19 protein-coding genes and 1 pseudogene are annotated in these 15,726 nt (G+C 67.3%); 4 read left to right on the top strand and 16 right to left on the bottom strand.

Annotation, left to right across the window (positions count from 1 at the left end):
• Positions 1-25 precede the first annotated feature (25 nt).
• The 7 genes from A9X01_RS00325 to A9X01_RS00295 all read right to left on the bottom strand — a co-directional run bounded on the left by A9X01_RS00325 (position 26) and on the right by A9X01_RS00295 (position 6,236).
• Positions 26-874, bottom strand: coding sequence for a siderophore-interacting protein (locus A9X01_RS00325; protein WP_065118767.1), 849 nt, complete (start codon positions 872-874; stop codon positions 26-28).
• 34 nt (positions 875-908) lie between these two features.
• Positions 909-2,060, bottom strand: a complete 1,152-nt coding sequence (gene dprA / locus A9X01_RS00320; protein ID WP_065118766.1) for a DNA-processing protein DprA — start codon at positions 2,058-2,060, stop codon at positions 909-911.
• Positions 2,057-3,568, bottom strand: coding sequence for a YifB family Mg chelatase-like AAA ATPase (locus A9X01_RS00315; protein WP_065118765.1), 1,512 nt, complete (start codon positions 3,566-3,568; stop codon positions 2,057-2,059). The genes dprA and A9X01_RS00315 overlap by 4 nt, the downstream gene beginning before the upstream one ends.
• Positions 3,568-3,936, bottom strand: coding sequence for a YraN family protein (locus tag A9X01_RS00310; RefSeq protein ID WP_065118825.1), 369 nt, complete (start codon positions 3,934-3,936; stop codon positions 3,568-3,570). Before A9X01_RS00310 ends, A9X01_RS00315 begins: the two co-directional genes overlap by 1 nt.
• 131 nt (positions 3,937-4,067) lie before the next feature.
• Complete coding sequence (locus A9X01_RS00305; RefSeq protein ID WP_065118764.1) at positions 4,068-4,298, bottom strand: deoxyribodipyrimidine photolyase; 231 nt, start codon at positions 4,296-4,298, stop codon at positions 4,068-4,070.
• 76 nt (positions 4,299-4,374) lie between these two features.
• Positions 4,375-5,196, bottom strand: a complete 822-nt coding sequence (fdhD, locus tag A9X01_RS00300; protein ID WP_065118763.1) for a formate dehydrogenase accessory sulfurtransferase FdhD — start codon at positions 5,194-5,196, stop codon at positions 4,375-4,377.
• A gap of 65 nt (positions 5,197-5,261) precedes the next feature.
• The gene (locus tag A9X01_RS00295; protein ID WP_065118762.1) at positions 5,262-6,236 is read right to left on the bottom strand and encodes an NAD-dependent epimerase/dehydratase family protein; all 975 of its coding nucleotides are present in this window, start codon (positions 6,234-6,236) and stop codon (positions 5,262-5,264) included.
• Positions 6,237-6,350: 114 nt separating this feature from the next.
• Between A9X01_RS00295 and A9X01_RS00290 the strand changes: the two genes are divergently transcribed.
• Both A9X01_RS00290 and A9X01_RS00285 read left to right on the top strand, forming a co-directional pair.
• The gene (locus tag A9X01_RS00290; protein ID WP_065118761.1) at positions 6,351-7,709 is read left to right on the top strand and encodes a WS/DGAT/MGAT family O-acyltransferase; all 1,359 of its coding nucleotides are present in this window, start codon (positions 6,351-6,353) and stop codon (positions 7,707-7,709) included.
• A 62-nt stretch (positions 7,710-7,771) separates the two neighbouring features.
• Positions 7,772-8,521, top strand: a complete 750-nt coding sequence (locus A9X01_RS00285) for a GAF and ANTAR domain-containing protein (protein WP_065118760.1) — start codon at positions 7,772-7,774, stop codon at positions 8,519-8,521.
• A gap of 6 nt (positions 8,522-8,527) precedes the next feature.
• Here A9X01_RS00285 and A9X01_RS00280 read toward each other — a convergent pair whose 3' ends face one another.
• The 4 genes and pseudogenes from A9X01_RS00280 to rplS all read right to left on the bottom strand — a co-directional run bounded on the left by A9X01_RS00280 (position 8,528) and on the right by rplS (position 10,804).
• Positions 8,528-8,833, bottom strand: coding sequence for a DUF2469 domain-containing protein (locus A9X01_RS00280; RefSeq protein ID WP_012393608.1), 306 nt, complete (start codon positions 8,831-8,833; stop codon positions 8,528-8,530).
• 21 nt (positions 8,834-8,854) lie between these two features.
• A pseudogene (locus tag A9X01_RS00275) lies at positions 8,855-9,596 on the bottom strand (ribonuclease HII); the annotation flags it as partial.
• Positions 9,597-9,598: 2 nt separating this feature from the next.
• The gene (lepB, locus tag A9X01_RS00270) at positions 9,599-10,405 is read right to left on the bottom strand and encodes a signal peptidase I (protein WP_065118758.1); all 807 of its coding nucleotides are present in this window, start codon (positions 10,403-10,405) and stop codon (positions 9,599-9,601) included.
• A 57-nt stretch (positions 10,406-10,462) separates the two neighbouring features.
• Positions 10,463-10,804: a 50S ribosomal protein L19 gene (gene rplS / locus A9X01_RS00265; RefSeq protein ID WP_036354618.1), complete on the bottom strand. Its 342-nt coding sequence runs from the start codon at positions 10,802-10,804 to the stop codon at positions 10,463-10,465.
• 336 nt (positions 10,805-11,140) lie between these two features.
• On the opposite strand from rplS, the gene A9X01_RS00260 reads away from it, so the two are divergent.
• Complete coding sequence (locus tag A9X01_RS00260; RefSeq protein ID WP_065118757.1) at positions 11,141-12,094, top strand: serine hydrolase; 954 nt, start codon at positions 11,141-11,143, stop codon at positions 12,092-12,094.
• Between the two features lie 81 nt (positions 12,095-12,175).
• On the opposite strand, the gene trmD is transcribed toward A9X01_RS00260, so the two are convergent.
• From trmD to A9X01_RS00235, 5 genes are all read right to left on the bottom strand, one after another.
• Positions 12,176-12,862, bottom strand: coding sequence for a tRNA (guanosine(37)-N1)-methyltransferase TrmD (gene trmD / locus A9X01_RS00255; RefSeq protein ID WP_065118756.1), 687 nt, complete (start codon positions 12,860-12,862; stop codon positions 12,176-12,178).
• Between the two features lie 2 nt (positions 12,863-12,864).
• Positions 12,865-13,386: a ribosome maturation factor RimM gene (gene rimM / locus A9X01_RS00250; protein ID WP_065118755.1), complete on the bottom strand. Its 522-nt coding sequence runs from the start codon at positions 13,384-13,386 to the stop codon at positions 12,865-12,867.
• A gap of 8 nt (positions 13,387-13,394) precedes the next feature.
• Positions 13,395-13,637: an RNA-binding protein gene (locus tag A9X01_RS00245; RefSeq protein ID WP_036354608.1), complete on the bottom strand. Its 243-nt coding sequence runs from the start codon at positions 13,635-13,637 to the stop codon at positions 13,395-13,397.
• Positions 13,638-13,645: 8 nt separating this feature from the next.
• Positions 13,646-14,158, bottom strand: a complete 513-nt coding sequence (gene rpsP, locus A9X01_RS00240; protein ID WP_065118754.1) for a 30S ribosomal protein S16 — start codon at positions 14,156-14,158, stop codon at positions 13,646-13,648.
• Between the two features lie 156 nt (positions 14,159-14,314).
• Positions 14,315-14,734: a nuclear transport factor 2 family protein gene (locus A9X01_RS00235; protein WP_065118753.1), complete on the bottom strand. Its 420-nt coding sequence runs from the start codon at positions 14,732-14,734 to the stop codon at positions 14,315-14,317.
• A gap of 44 nt (positions 14,735-14,778) precedes the next feature.
• Here A9X01_RS00235 and A9X01_RS00230 point away from each other — a divergent pair, with 44 nt between their 5' ends.
• Complete coding sequence (locus tag A9X01_RS00230; protein ID WP_065118752.1) at positions 14,779-15,657, top strand: D-alanyl-D-alanine carboxypeptidase family protein; 879 nt, start codon at positions 14,779-14,781, stop codon at positions 15,655-15,657.
• Positions 15,658-15,726 lie beyond the last annotated feature (69 nt).

Genomic DNA, 15,726 nt, shown 5'->3' with positions numbered 1-15,726 from the left:
CCCTAGAGAATGCCAGTGGCCGGCGCTACTGCTCCGCTGCCTCCGCTTCGGCCAGCTCCCTCTTCCACTCCCGGAAGGACTCCTCGGTGCGGCCGCGCCGCCAGTAGCCGGAGATCGACGCCCACTGAGCTTCGACGCCGCGCTCCTTACGGATGTAGGGCCGCAAGTTGTGCATGACTGCCTGGGCTTCGCCGTGAATGAATACGTGCACCTGGCCGGGCAGCCAGGGCGCGGTGGTGACCGCCTCTATCAGTGGCGCGTGGTCCCCCGCCCGGTCTTCGGGGACCAGGTCCGCACGGCCCCCGCGCAACACCCAATTGACCTCGACACCGTCCGGCGCGGTCAACTCGATCTCGTCGTCGGGACCCGCGACCTCGATGAATGCCTTGCCGACCGCCGTCTCGGGCAGCGCCTCGAGCGCCGCGCCGATAGCTGGCAGCGCCGATTCGTCACCGGCCAGCAGATGCCAGTCGGCGGTCGGATCGGGCGTGTAGGCGCCGCTCGGCCCCATCAGGTGGATCGGCTCACCTGGTTGGACCGCGGCGGCCCACTGTCCGGCCACGCCGTGCTCGCCGTGCACCGCGATGTCCAGGGTGATCTGGCCGGCCTCCTCGTCGACACGGCGCACGGTGAAGGTGCGCACCGGCGGCCGTTGCTCGTCGGGTAGGTCGGCGAAGCTGTCAATCGTCAGCGGTTGCGGTAGTTCCTGCAGGTCGATGCCGTCAGGGACGAAGACCAGCTTGACGTAGGAGTCGGTGAACTTGCTGGGCACAAAGGCCTCGAAGTTCTTGGCGCCCAACACCACCCGGACCATGTGCGGCGTCAGCTCTTGGGTGCTGACTACCTCGAATGCCTGCAGCGGCCGACCTGCCACTTATCCTCCCTGATCAGACCCGACCCTGAGTCGACTATACGAGTCGCGCCTTCGTGCGACGCTGACGGACGATCCGCCAGCAGCCGTCGCGACACTCGACCAGCCCGGCCAGTTCCAGCATCGCCAGTGGCCCCAGCACACGCTCAGGGACCAGCCCCGAAGCGATGGCGATCTCGTCGACGGTGGCGCCGCCCCGGCCCGGCAAAGCTTCGTAGACCTGACGCTCCGGTTCGCCCAACTCGTCCAGCACCGTGATCGGTCGCGGCTCGTCGGCGGCCAGCTCGCCGATGCGTCCCACCATCTCGACGATGTCGTCGGCGCGAGTCACCAGCGCCGCATCGTTGCGCAACAGCACGTGGCATCCGGCCGACGCCGACGACGTCACCGGACCGGGCACCGCGCCGACCACCCGGCCCAGGGCCCGCGCCCACGCGGCCGTGTTGGCGGCGCCGCTGCGCAGCCCGGCCTCCACGACCACAGCGGCGCCCGAGACTGCGGCCACCAGACGGTTGCGGGTCAGGAAGCGATAGCGCGCCGGCCGGACACCGGGCGGGTACTCGGTGAACAACAGCCCGTGCTGGCTGATGCGATGCAGGAGCGCGGAATGCCCCGAGGGATAGGGGATGTCGAGCCCGCCGGCCAGGACGGCCACGGTGATCCCGTCGACGCCCAACGCGGCCCGATGAGCTGCCCCGTCGATACCGTAGGCGCCACCCGAGACGATCGCGACGTCACGCTCGGCCAAGCCCGTCGCCAACTCGGCGGTCACATGCTCGCCATAGGCCGTCGAGGCTCGGGTGCCAACGAGGGCGGCCGCGCGCTGAGCGACCTCGTCGAGACGCACCGGACCGATCGCCCACAGCACCATCGGCGCTACCAGCGGCGCGCCTCTCGGTGCCCGGGTGCCGTCGAACGCGGCGAACGCCAGCACCGGCCACTCGTCACCATCGGGTGTGATCAACCGGCCGCCCCGCCGTGCGATCAGCTCTAGATCCGTTGCAGCCGAGTCGATTTCTCGCCGAGCGGCGGTCTGCCGCAGCAACTCGTCCTCGACCAGCCCCCGCCGGATCCGCTCAGCCGCCTCGCGGGGCCCGACGGCTGCGACAAACGCGGCCAGTTCGGCGCAGGGCGGTTCGGCCACCCGGGACAGATAGGCCCACGCCAACAAAGTGGGATCGGCGCTCATCGCCGTGTCCCCGATTGCCGGAAACTCAACGCGGCGGCGACGTCGGCCAGGTCCGGGGAAGTGCGCCCGGCCAGGTCGGCAAGGCTCCACGCGACGCGCAGCGTGCGGTCTACCCCGCGGATGCTGAGCGCGCCACGATCCAGCGCGTCGCGCAGTGGTCGCATCGCGGCGTTGCTGAGCCGGAATTTCCTGCGCAGCAACGGGCCACTGACCTCGGCGTTGGTGCGAAATCCGTGCCGCCGCCAACGCTCGGCCGCCGCATCCCGGGCTTTCTTCACGCGCTCACGCACCTGCGCGGTCGACTCGCCGTCGGTGCCCGTGAATGCCCCGGCCCGCACCGAATGCATCTGCACCCGCAGGTCCACCCGGTCCAGCAGCGGCCCGGAGAGCTTGCCCAGATAGCGCCGTTTGACCGGCGCCGCGCAGATGCAGTCCTGCGGGTCGGCCGGTGCGCATGGGCACGGATTCGCGGCCAGCACCAGTTGGAACCGTGCCGGGTAGCACGCCACACCGTCACGTCGGGCGAGGCGAATCTCGCCGTCTTCCAATGGTGTTCGCAGCGCTTCCAACGCCCGGACGCCGATCTCGGCGCACTCGTCGAGAAAAAGCACTCCGCGGTGCGCCCGACTCACCGCACCCGGACGCGCCATCCCCGAACCACCGCCGACCAGAGCGGCAACGCTGGAGCTGTGGTGCGGCGCCACAAACGGCGGTCTGGTGATCAGCGGTGTGTCGCAGGACAGCAGCCCGGCCACCGAATGTATCGCGGTCACTTCTAGCGACTCCGTATGCGATAGCGGCGGCAGCAAGCCCGGAAGACGTTGTGCCAGCATTGTTTTGCCCACCCCCGGTGGGCCGGTCATCATCAGGTGATGCGCTCCCGCCGCGGCCACCTCGACGGCGAAACGGGCCTGTGACTGCCCGACGACATCGACCAGGTCGGCGGCCGGCTCGTGACCGGCGGCGGCCCCCGGAATCGCCGGATCCAACGGCGCGCCCCCGTTCAGCCAGCTCTTCAACTGGCCGAGGGTGCGCACTCCGCAGACGTCGATTCCGTCGATCAGGCTGGCCTCGGCCAGGTTCTCGGCCGGAACCACGACGCACGGCCAGCCTTCGTGTTTGGCGGCCAACACCGCGGGCAGCACCCCGCGCACCGGCCGTACCCGCCCGTCCAGCGCCAGTTCCCCCAGCAGCACCGCCTTCTCCAGGCGATCCCATGGCTTCTTGCGCTTGGCCGAAAGCACGGCGGCGGCCAGGGCGATGTCGTACACCGAGCCCATCTTCGGCAGCGTCGCCGGTGAAAGCGCAAGGGTGAGCCGGGATTGAGGCCATTCGTCGCCGCAGTTGGTGACCGCCGCCCGCACCCGGTCTCGGGATTCCTGCAACGCCGCGTCCGGCAAGCCGACCAGATGCACACCCGGCAGTCCCGAGGTGATGAAGGCTTCAATCTCGACGATGTGCCCGTCCAGCCCGCGGACCGCAACGGAGAACGCCCGCCCCAGCGCCATCAGCCGATCCCCTCGATGTGCGTGAGCTCGGGAACTGGGCGGCGGCCGATCCGCACACCGATCACGTCGATGCGGATCGCCGGCCACCGCTGATTCTGACCGGCCAGCCAAAGCCCGGCCAGTCGGCGCAACCTGCGGACCTTCGACGCGGTGACTGCCTGCGCGAGCCCGCCATAGCCGTCTCCGCTGCGGGTCTTCACCTCGACGAAAATCACTGTGCCCGTAGTCGGGTCGGTGGCGATCACATCGAGTTCGCCGTACCGGCAACGCCAATTACGGGCCAGGACCCGCAAGCCCCGGCGAGTCAGATGATCTACGGCCAGTTGCTCGCCTAACGCTCCCAACTGGGTGCGAGTTAACGTCGTCATGCGGCCCAGGGTGCGCTGCGGGGCCGACACCACCGCCGGTGAGCGGCCGGAAAACGGCCGCAGGGCAACGAGTTATCCCCAGTCAAGCAGTCATCCACAGCCCGCCCCGAGGAGCGGCGCGAGGCGGTGAATCACGTCCGCTTGCTCGGAATGATTATGACGATGATGAGCGTGAGGATGCTGAAGAACAGGCCGCAGATTCCCCAGATGAGGGCGCTGCGTCCTTTCATCGACGCGATCAGGGCGCAGACGATGGCCGCGATCACGCTGCCGATCGCGACGAAGATCCCTTTGATCCCGCGCAGGATGAAACCTGCTGCCTCGGGGTTGCTTTGTGCGGCAAGGACGATTTCATGCAGCATGGCCGGCTCCTCAGCTGTGTGCAGCGATACGACCGGCTACCCGCGTCCCGAGCTTCCCAATCCAGCCAGTCCGGCGCTAGGTGACTCGGTCCGGTCTGGTGTACACGTTCATCGAATCCTGCCGCAGAAACGCCACCAGGGTGATCCCGGACTCTTCGGCCAGCGACACCGCCAGCGACGACGGTGCCGATACGGCAGCCAGCACGGGAATCCCAGCCATCAAAGCTTTTTGGGTCAGTTCGAACGAGGCCCGCCCACTGACCAACAGCACCGAGGCAGCCAACGGCACCCGGTCGTGCTCTAGCGCCCATCCGATGACCTTGTCGACCGCGTTGTGGCGGCCGATGTCCTCGCGAACGGCCAGCATGGTCCCGTCCACGCCGAACAGCGCCGCGGCGTGCAGACCACCGGTCGCCGCGAAAACCTTTTGCGCATCGCGCAGGGCGTCCGGCATGGCTCGCAGGGTGTCGGCGGTGACGGTCGCGGGATCGTCACCGGGCGAGTAACGACTGACCAGTTGCACCGCATCCAGGGACGCTTTCCCGCAGACACCGCACGAGGAGGTGGTGTAAAAGTTGCGAGTGAGGTCCAGGTCGGGCGACGGGAGGTCCGCCGACAGGGTGACGTCCAGGACGTTGTAGTTGTTGCCGCCGTCGTCGCCGCGGCCGTCGCAGTAACGGATGGTGTGCACGTCCGCGCGTTGCCCGATGATGCCCTCGGTCAGCAGAAAACCCTGCGCCAGTTCGAAATCCGAGCCGGGTGTGCGCATGGTGACGGTGGTCGCCGTCCCGTTGACGCGGATCTCCAGCGGCTCCTCGACGGCCAGGGTTTCTTGCCGGGTGATCGCTCGGCCGGCTGACAAATGCGCGACGCGCCGGCGCGCCGTTACGTGCCCCACGGCGTCTTTCCGGCGGTCACGGCGTCGTTTCCGGCTGTCACGGCCTCAACGTACCCCGGCCGTAACTAGACCGCAGAAGCCAGCGACTCGAGGGCCTCGGCCGATGTGTGGGTGGGCTGCCAACCCAGTTCATTCTTGGCCTTCGCGGTGTCCATCACCACCGATGTTCGTGCGACGTGCAGCCATTCCAGCAGGGACGGCACGAATGGCAACCGGGTGATCGCGGCGGACGCCGCCGAGGCCGCCGCGGCTGGAACGCGCACGGCACGCGCGCCCAGTGCCCGCGCCACCTCGCTGACGGTCACCGTTCCGTCACCGGCGATGTTGTAAGCCCCGGGCGGGGCGGGTGCGGTGGCCGCCAGGGCGATCGCGATGGCGACATCGTCGTGGTGGACCAGTTGAAGGGGAAATCCGGGGTCGGGCACCACCGGCTTCAGCAGCGGCACGGCCTTGCTCGCGGCGCGCACAATGCCGGGCAGACTCTGCAGGGGCGCCGCCAGCGCCGGTGCCTCCGGCCCGGTGACGATGCACGGCCGCAGCACGAAAACTTCCAGCGAGGAACCTTCGGTGACTTCGGCCAACACCTGCTCGCAGGCTGCCTTCTGGGCCGAGTAGTAGTGCTCGGCAGACCCACGGGCCGGCACATCTTCAGTCAGCGGCACCGGGTTGTCGGAGTGATACCCATAGGCGGCGACCGACGAGGTGTAAACGAGTCGCCGGGGCCGTTCCGCGGCCACCGTGGCCTCGAAAACATTGCGGGTGCCCTGCAAGTTCACCCGCTCGCTCTCTTCCCGCGACCCCATGATGATGAAGGCCAGGTGGATCACCACGTCGGCTTCGGAGACCAGCTCGTCGACAGCGTCCCGATCCAGGATGTCGCCTTGCTTGTAAATCGTTTTGGCCCAGCCATGCGTCAGCGGGTCGAAAGGCCGACGCGCCATCCCGATGATCTTGTCCACCGCGGGTTCGCGCTCCAGCGCCGTGACGGCCGAAATGCCAATCTCGCCGGTCGGGCCGGTAATCGCGACAGTGATACCCACTCGACCTGATCTTCCCGGGCGCGCCGCCGGTCAAACGGCGCAAGCCAATGTGTGCGAAACGCAACAGATGGCTATTCATATCCGGTCCGTAGGGGTCTAACCGAAAGTGTGGCCATGAAGCTGATTGCTCCAGCCGACTCCATGTTTCTGGTCGGCGAGTCACGTGAACACCCGATGCACGTCGGCGCTCTGCAACTCTTCAAGCCGCCCGAAGGCGCCGATGAAGAATTCGTGACCGAGGCCTACGAATCGATGCTCAATTGCACCGACGTCCAGCCCACCTTCCGCAAGCACCCGGCGTTCTTCGGCCCGCTCACCAACCTGGCTTGGGCGCTCGACAAAGAGGTCGAACTCGACTACCACTTCCGGCGCTCGGCCCTGCCCCGCCCGGGTCGCGTTCGCGAACTGCTGGAGCTGGCCTCGCGGCTGCACGGCAGCCTGCTCGACCGCCACCGCCCGCTGTGGGAAGCCCACCTGGTCGAAGGGCTCAACGACGGCCGCTACGCGGTCTACACCAAGTTCCACCATTCGCTGATGGACGGCGTTTCCGCGTTGCGGCTGATGCAGCGCGCCTTCACCGACGACCCAACTGACGACGAAGTCCGCGTGCCATGGGAGCTCAAGCCCCGGCATCGGCCGGACAGCGGCGGGGGTTCGTCCCCGCTGGACGCGCTGACCGGCACCCTGGGATCAGCCGTCGCGCTCGGCCCGTCCACGCTGAACCTGGCGCGCGCGGCGTTGCTCGAACAGCAGCTCACCTTCCCGTTCCGGGCGCCCAAAACGATGTTCAACGTGCGCATCGGCGGCGCCCGGCGCATCGCCGCGCAGTCGTGGTCGCTGGAACGCATCAACGCGGTGAAAGCCGCCGCGGGCGCAACCTTCAACGATGTCGTGCTGGCGATGTCGGCCGGCGCCCTGCGCGCGTACCTGATCGAGCAGAACGCGCTGCCTGATGCGCCGCTGATCGCAATGGTCCCCGTCAGCCTGCGCAAGGAGGGCGACGGCGAAGGCGGCGGCAACGCGGTGGGCACGGTGTTGTGCAACCTGAACACCGACGTCGAGGACGCCGGCGACCGCCTCGCCGGAATCAGTTCGTCGATGCACGAGCAGAAGCAGGTCTTCAATCAGCTGCCCAAGGCGCAGCAACTCGCCCTGTCGGCGTTCATGACCGGTGGCCTGTTCCTCGGCCTGATCCCGGGCTTCATCCGCACTGCCCCGCCGCCGTTCAACATCGTGATCTCCAACGTCCCCGGGTCCAAGGACCCCTTGTACTGGCGCGGCGCGCAAATGGTCGGCAACTACCCGTTGTCGATCACATTGGACGGTCAGGCGATGAATATCACCGTCACGAACAACGCCGAGAACATAGACTTCGGACTCGTCGGCGCCAGAGGCAGCGTGCCCCACCTGCAACACATGCTGAGCCACCTGGAGACGTCACTGAAGGATCTCGAACGCGCCGTCGGCGTGTAAGGGGAACGGCGGCCCAGCTAATCTACGGCCATCGGAACGCAGCACCCGAGGGAGGTAGAGACGTGGCCAACGAGCCCGACACCGGGTCCGGCTCGGCACCCAGTGCCCTGACCGCAGACCCAGCGACAGTGTTCGCTGCGCTGGCCGAGATCATCTACCAGGGCTCAGACGCGACCCAGATGTATGCCGCGATCTGCGTCGCGGCCACCTTGGTCGTGCCCGGTTGTGACCATGCGAGTCTGCTGGTGAAGCGCAATGACCGGTACGTCACGGTGGGTGCCAGCTCCAGGTTGGCGCATCAGGTCGATGACTTGGAGCGGCGGGCCGGCGACGGACCCTGCATCGACGCCATCGAGGAGGAGACTCCGCAGATCGAGCCGGACCTGACCAAACCCACCCAGTGGCCGCACTTCGCGGCCCGCCTGATCGAAGAGACACCGATCCGCGGCGCCATGGGTTTCCGGCTGTTGATCGACAAACGCAAGGGCGCCGCCCTCAATCTGTTCAGCGAATCGCCCAACACGTTCAATTCCGAGTCCGCGGGGCGGGCGGCGGTGCTAGCGGCGTTCGCCAGCGTGGCGATCAACGCGATCGCCCACGGGGAGGACGCGTCCAGCCTGCGACGAGGTCTGTTGAGCAACCGCGAGATCGGCAAGGCGGTCGGCATGCTGATGATGCTGCACGGCCTGGGCGAAGACGACGCGTTCGATCTGTTGCGGCGGCATTCGCAGAGCCTGAACATCAAGCTTGCCGACGTCGCGCGGCGGGTCATCGACGCCCGCGGCAACCTGCCGGCCGACGAGAACGTCTAGCGCGGCCTACTCCGGCAGCCGCAGCTCGGGCTTTTCGACCTCTTCGATGTTGACGTCCTTGAACGTCACGACCCGCACCTGCTTGACGAAGCGAGCCGGACGGTACATGTCCCACACCCACGCGTCGGCCAGCCGCAGCTCAAAGTAGACCTCGCCGTCGGCGTTGCGCGGCACCATTTCCACGCTGTTGGCCAGGTAGAAGCGGCGCTCGGTTTCCACGACGTAGCTGAACTGCCCGACGATGTCCTTGTATTCGCGGTACAGCGAGAGCTCCATCTCGGTTTCATACTTTTCGAGATCTTCTGCGCTCATCTGTTCAGACGTCCTTCTCCCGGAGCTGATGCCCCATCTTTCCTCACTGGTACGACCCGTGCTCGCCCGGAGGGTCGGGCAGGCACTCGGCCACGGTCCGGACGGTGGATCCCGTGGCCACCCGCCGGACGTTGATGAACGAATAGCGGTGCTCGGGGCACGGCCCCAGGCTGGCCAGAGCCCGGCCGTGCGCGGGGGTGCTGTAGCCCTTGTGCTCGGCGAAACCGTACCCGGGGTGCTTGGCGTCCAAGGCGACCATGAACCGGTCCCTGCTCACCTTGGCCAGCACACTGGCAGCGGCGATGCAGGCCGCGGCCGCATCACCACCGATCACCGGCAGTGACGGTACGGCCAGCCCGGGCACCCGGAAACCGTCGCTCAGCACGTAGCCGGGCCGCACCGACAAGCCGGCCACCGCACGTCGCATCCCTTCGATGTTGGCCACGTGCACGCCCCGCCGGTCCACCTCGGTCGACGGGATGAACACCACGTGATAGGCCACCGCATACCGGCAGATCAACGGGAACAGCTTCTCCCGCACCTTCTCCGTCAGTTTCTTCGAATCATCAAGCGCAGCAAGGCTTTCCAAGCGATTCGGGCCGAGGACGCAGGCCGCGACCACCAGCGGGCCCGCGCACGCTCCACGACCCACCTCGTCGACTCCGGCGACCGGCCCCAGCCCGCTGCGGTGCAGCGCGGACTCCAAAGTGCGTAATCCCGAAGACTTCCGGATTACCGTCCGGGGCGGCCAAGTGGTGGCCATAATTATTGCGCCTGCTGAGGGTTCACCGAACCTACGCCACCCCACCGCGACGGCGGCCACACGATGAACCTGGCCTTGCCGATCACGTTGGCCACGGGCACCGTCCCCGCCATCGGATCACCGGTGCACAACATCGGGCAGTGCGCGCGGGAATCCGCCGAATGGGTCCGGTTGTCGCCCATCACCCACAGCCGTCCCGGCGGGACGGTGACCGGTCCGAACTCGCTGCCCAGGCACGGATACACCGACGGGTCGGCCATCATGGTGTTCGCGTCCAGATAAGGCTCTTTGAGCGGCTTGCCGTTGACCGTCAGGCCCGTGTCGGCCCGGCACTGCACCGTCTGCCCACCGACCGCGATCACCCGCTTGACCAGGTCGTTCTCGTCGGGCGGCACGAAGCCGATGAACGACAACGCGTTCTGCACCCAGCGCAGGGCAGTGTTGGACGAGCGGATCGACTTGTACCCGACGTTCCAGGACGGCGGGCCCTTGAACACGATGACGTCGCCGGGCTGCGGCGAGCTGAAGCGGTAGGTGATCTTGTCGACCATGATCCGGTCCCCGACGCAGGTCGCGCACCCGTGCAGTGTGGGTTCCATCGACTCCGACGGAATCAGGTACGGACGCGCGACGAAGGTCAGCACGAAGTAGTAGATGGCGATCGCGACGATGGCGAGCCACGTCAGTTCGCGCAGCGTCGAGCGCTTCTTGGGGTTCGAGTCGTCGGTCTTGGAGTCCGATTCGGGCTCGGATCCAGGATCAGCGGCCGACGGGGAATCCTCCGGAGGAGAGTCCTCGGTTCCAGTCACGAGATCAGCGTAGCCAGCACTAGGTGTGCGGCTGCAGACGCCGGGACCCCACCAAGGTCAGCGCTTCTCCTTGATCTTGGCCTTCTTGCCGCGGAGTTCACGCAGGTAGTACAACTTGGCGCGACGGACGTCGCCACGAGTCACCACCTCGATGTGGTCGATGTTCGGCGAATGCACCGGGAAGGTCCGCTCTACGCCGACGCCGTAGCTCTCCTTGCGCACCGTGAAGGTCTCGCGGATGCCACCGCCCTGCCGCCGGATCACCACGCCCTTGAAGACCTGGATACGCTCCTTGGCGCCCTCGATAACCTTCACGTGCACGTTGATGGTGTCGCCTGGGCCGAAGGCAGGGATGTCGTCGCGCAGCGACGCCTGGTCGACGAAGTCCAGCCTGTTCATTGGAAAGACACTTCCTCGGGGTCGCGGCTTGGTCAACGGCCGCACGCGGGCGTGCAACGGTCACCAAGCCGATGGTTAGGGCTTCTGGGTGTACCTCGCAGCAGGCGGTAGGCACCTGGCCCGCCGGCAACCGCTGGAGACAACTGGCCAATTGTGCCAGATGCGGTGCATGCAGTGAAAATCACAGGAAACTGTCGTGATTCGCGCCCGGCGTAAACCCGCTGCAAATGGTACATATGACTGGGGCTGAACCGCGCAGATCCGAACCCATCGAGATACCCAAAATCCCGGCCCAGCTTCACGTTGCTGAACGCTTCACAACGCCGAAGGAGTGCAATGCGAGCCCGGCCGCTGACCATGCTGACCGCCGTCGCCGCGGCGGCTCTGGTGGTGGTTGCCGGCTGTGAGGCGACGGTCCATGCGAAGGCGTTCACCTCGACCGGTCAGGCGACGTCCCAGCCCGACCCGCAGCCGCAGCAGCAGCTGGTTGAGCTGCTATTGCGGGCCATCACCCCGACCGTGGCGCCGATGGCGCTGCCGACCATCGGCCTGGGCGGGCTCACCGGCGTGCAGGCGCGGATCCAGCAGGCCACCGATCAGGCCGCTGCCAGTGGCGCGACCCTGGCAGTGGCCATCTTCGACCGCGCCACCCACCAGCTGGTGTCCAACGGCAACAGCCAGATCATCGCCACCGCATCGGTGGCAAAACTTTTCATCGCCGACGACCTGCTGCTGCAGGAATCCGACGGCCGCGTGACGCTGTCCCCCGACGATCACCAGGCGCTGGACCTGATGCTGCAGTCCTCCGACGACGGCGCCGCCGAGCGGTTCTGGGGCCAGGACGGCGGCGACGCCATCATCACGCAGGTGGCCAGCCGCTACGGACTCACCTCGACCACGCCGCCCAGCGACGGCCGCTGGTGGAACACGATCAGCTCGGCGCAGGACCTGATTCGCTACTACGAACGGCTGCTCGACGGCTCCGGCGGGCTGCCGCCCGATCGGGCCCGGCTCATCGTCAACGACCTGGCCCGGTCCACCCCGACGGGAGTCGACGGTTACCCGCAGCGGTTCGGCATTCCGGACGGTCTGTACGCCGAACCCGTTGCCGTCAAACAAGGTTGGATGTGCTGCGTCGGTGCTGACTGGATGCACCTGTCCACCGGGATCATCGGCGCCGACCGCCGCTACATCATGGTCATCGAATCCCTGCAGCCCTCCGACGACGCCACCGCGCGCGAGACGATCACCCAAGCCGTCAAGACAATATTTCCCAACGGCCGCATCTGAGCGTCCCGTTTTCCCCGCGAGCAGACGCTAAAGCGCCCCAAAATCAGGGATTTTGGGTGCTTTAGCGTCTGCTCACCACAATCAATCCAGCAGTTCCGGTCGCCGTTCGCGAGTCCGCTGCAGCGACACCTCACGCCGCCACGCCGCAATGCGGGCATGATCCCCGGAAAGCAACACCTCCGGCACGTCCAGCCCTCGCCAGCTGGCCGGCCGGGTATAACTCGGCCCCTCCAGCAGCCGGTCCAAGGCCGGGGAATGCGAATCCTCTTGGAGTGACGCGGGATTGCCCAGGACGCCGGTCAACAGCCGCACCACGGCCTCGATCATCACCAGCGCCGCCGACTCGCCGCCGGGCAGCACATAGTCGCCGATCGACACCTCTTCGACCCGCATCCGGCGCGCCGAGTCCTCGACCACCCGCTGATCGATGCCCTCGTAGCGACCGCAGGCGAACACCAGGTGCCGCTCGCCGCTCCAGCGCTGGGCGGCGGCCTGGGTGAACAACACGCCGGCCGGGCTGGGCACCACCAAAAGGGTCTCCGCCGAACATATTTCGTCCAGCGCTTCCCCCCATACCGGCGCCCTCATCACCATGCCGGGCCCGCCGCCGTAGGGCGCATCGTCCACCGAGTGGTGCACATCGTGGGTCCACCGCCGCAGATCGTGCACCTGCAGATCCACCAGACCGGAAGCGATCGCCTTGCCCGGCAACGATTGTCGCAGCGAGTCAAGATAGGCCGGGAAGATTGATATGACGTCGATGCGCACGCTTACCCCAGGTCCAGCAGACCGTCGGGTGGTTCGATTTCAAGGGTGCCGTCGTCCAGCGACACCGACGTGACGATGGCGCTGACGAACGGGATCAGCAGTTCCCCGCCTTCGCGCTTGACCGACAGCAACTCGCCGCCGGCGGTGTGCAGCACCTCGGCAACCACCCCGATCTCCTGACCCGCGGTCGTCGCGACCCGCAAGCCCTCCAACTGGTGGTCGTAGTAGGTGTCAGGCTCGTCGATCGGCGGCAGTTCATCGGAATCGATGATGAACAGACTGCCGCGCAACGCGTCGGCGGCATCTCGGTCGGCCACACCCGCCAGCCGCACCAGCAGTCGGGCACCGTGCGGCCGCGCCGCTTCCACCACGTAGCTACGTGCGGGGCCGCCGTCGCGGGGCTTGCGGGCGCGCAGCGTGCTGCCCGGCGCGAACCGGACATCGGGATCGTCGGTGCGTACCTCGACCACAAGTTCGCCGGTGATGCCGTGGGCTTTCGCCACGCGCCCGACGATCAGCTCCATCGGCTGCGCTACTGGTCGGTGTCCACCACGTCGACGCGGATACCGCGGCCACCGATGCCGGCGACCAGGGTGCGCAGTGCGGTCGCGGTACGACCACCGCGACCGATCACCTTGCCCAGGTCATCGGGATGAACGTGGACCTCGACGGTGCGGCCACGACGGCTGGTCACCAGGTCGACCCGCACATCGTCGGGGTTGTCGACGATTCCGCGGACCAGGTGCTCGACGGCGTCGACCACGACGGTGCTCACGGCGCTGGTCAGCTTTCCGTCGCCGGCGCGGACTGCTCGCCCTGCTCGGTCTCAGCGGCGGCCGCGGCCTTCTCCGCCCCGGTCTCGGCTCCGGCCTCAGGCGCGGCTTCCTCGCTCTTGGCGGCCTTCTTCGGCGCGGACTTCTTCTTCGGCTTGGTGGCCTCGGTGGTCGGACCGCCCTCGGCCTCGGCCAGCGCGGCGTTGAACAGCTCCAGCTTGCTGGGCTTGGCGGGCTTGACCTTCAGCCGGCCCTCGGCGCCGGGCAGGCCCTTGAACTTCTGCCAGTCGCCGGTGATCTTCAGCAGCTTCAGCACCGGCTCGGTGGGCTGGGCGCCCACGGACAGCCAGTACTGCGCGCGCTCGGAGTTGATCTCGATCAGGCTCGGCTCTTCCTTCGGGTGGTACCGGCCGATCACCTCGATGGAACGGCCGTCGCGACGGGTGCGCGCGTCAGCGACAGCGATGCGGTACTGGGGATTGCGGATTTTGCCAAGCCGAGTGAGCTTGATTTTGACAGCCATGGTTAAGCGACTTCTCCTGTGTGTGTCACGCTGCAATTCAGCGACACGGGCGGGATGCCCGGGTCCGGTTTCGCCTCGCGTGTGTGACCACCGAACGATCTTGATCGCGCGGCGGACAGCGGCCAATTGTGCCAGAACCGGGTGCTGCGGACGAAATCAGAGCACTTTCTGGAACGTCTTCGTCTCCACCCGCCGCGTCATCCGCCAGCCCTGCTCGGTGCGCACGAACTTGTCGTCGTACCAGAGCCCGCAGAACAGGATCTGCTCCTTGTCCCCGCCCAGCACCATCGGGTTAAAGCAGATGACCCGCGACGACGCGGTATCGCCATCGATGCGGACCGAGAAGTTGCCCAACATGTGTGAGTACACCGGGAAGTTCGGCAGCACCTCCGACAACCACTTCTTGACCTCGGGGTATTCGCCGGCGATCCCGCCCAGGGCGGTGTAGTCGATGTAGGCGTCCGGGGTGAAGACGTTGTCCAGGTCGTCGAAGCGACGCGAGTCGATGGCGGTGGAGTAGTCCACCAGGAGCTGCTGGATCTCCAGGCGGTCAGAAATTTCGGCCAGGCTCAACATGCATCGATTCAACACCGCGGCCAGGACCGTTACACTCAGCGCCCATGCGAAAGCTCTTGGCCGCCGCTGCTGCGCTGGTGGCGATCTGCGCCAGTGTCACCACCGCGTCGGCCGACAGCGACGTACAGCCCGCTGGTTCGATGCCGATTCCCGACGGTCCGGCGCAGACCTGGATCGTGGCCGACCTCGACAGCGGTCAGGTGCTGGCGGGCCGCGACCAGTACGCGGTGCATCCCCCGGCGAGCACGATCAAGGTGTTGTTGGCGCTGGTCGTGCTGGACGAGTTGAGCCTGGACTCCACGGTGGTCGCCGACGCCGCCGACACCGACGTGGAATGCAACTGCGTCGGGGTCAAGGCGGGTCACAGCTACACCGCGCGCGAACTGCTCGACGGCCTGTTGCTGGTCTCGGGCAATGACGCCGCCAACACTCTGGCGCACATGCTGGGTGGACCGGGCGCCGCGGTGGGCAAGATGAATGCCAAGGCAGCCTCGCTGGGGGCTTCGAGCACTCATGCGTCGACGCCGTCCGGGCTGGACGGGCCCGATGGTCCGGGCGCATCGACCGCCCATGACCTCGCGGTGATCTTCCGTGCCGCGATGGCCAACCCGGTGTTCGCGGCGATCACAGCCAAGCCCTCGGCGACGTTTCCCGGCGGCCCCGGTGACGGCGGCGACGTGGTGATCACCAACCAGGACGAGCTGCTGCAGCGCTACCCCGGCGCGATCGGCGGCAAGACGGGCTTCACCAACGCCGCCCGCAAGACGTTCGTCGGTGCGGCGGCGCGCGGTGGCCGCCGGCTGGTGATCGCGATGATGTACGGGCTGGTCAAAGAGGGCGGGCCGACCTACTGGGACCAGGCCGCCAGCCTGTTCGACTGGGGCTTCGCGCTCAGTCCGCAAGCCAGCATCGGCTCGCTGTAGCTTTCCCTGCGCGAGCAGACGCGTAAGCCCCCCCCCCCCCCGGGGGGGGGGGGGGTTCCCGGCAGCTCG

It is taken from the genome of Mycobacterium asiaticum (genome assembly GCF_001668675.1).
In the GTDB taxonomy this organism is placed as follows: Bacteria; Actinomycetota; Actinomycetes; order Mycobacteriales; family Mycobacteriaceae; genus Mycobacterium; species Mycobacterium asiaticum_D.
This window is presented reverse-complemented; position numbering and strand designations above follow the sequence as displayed.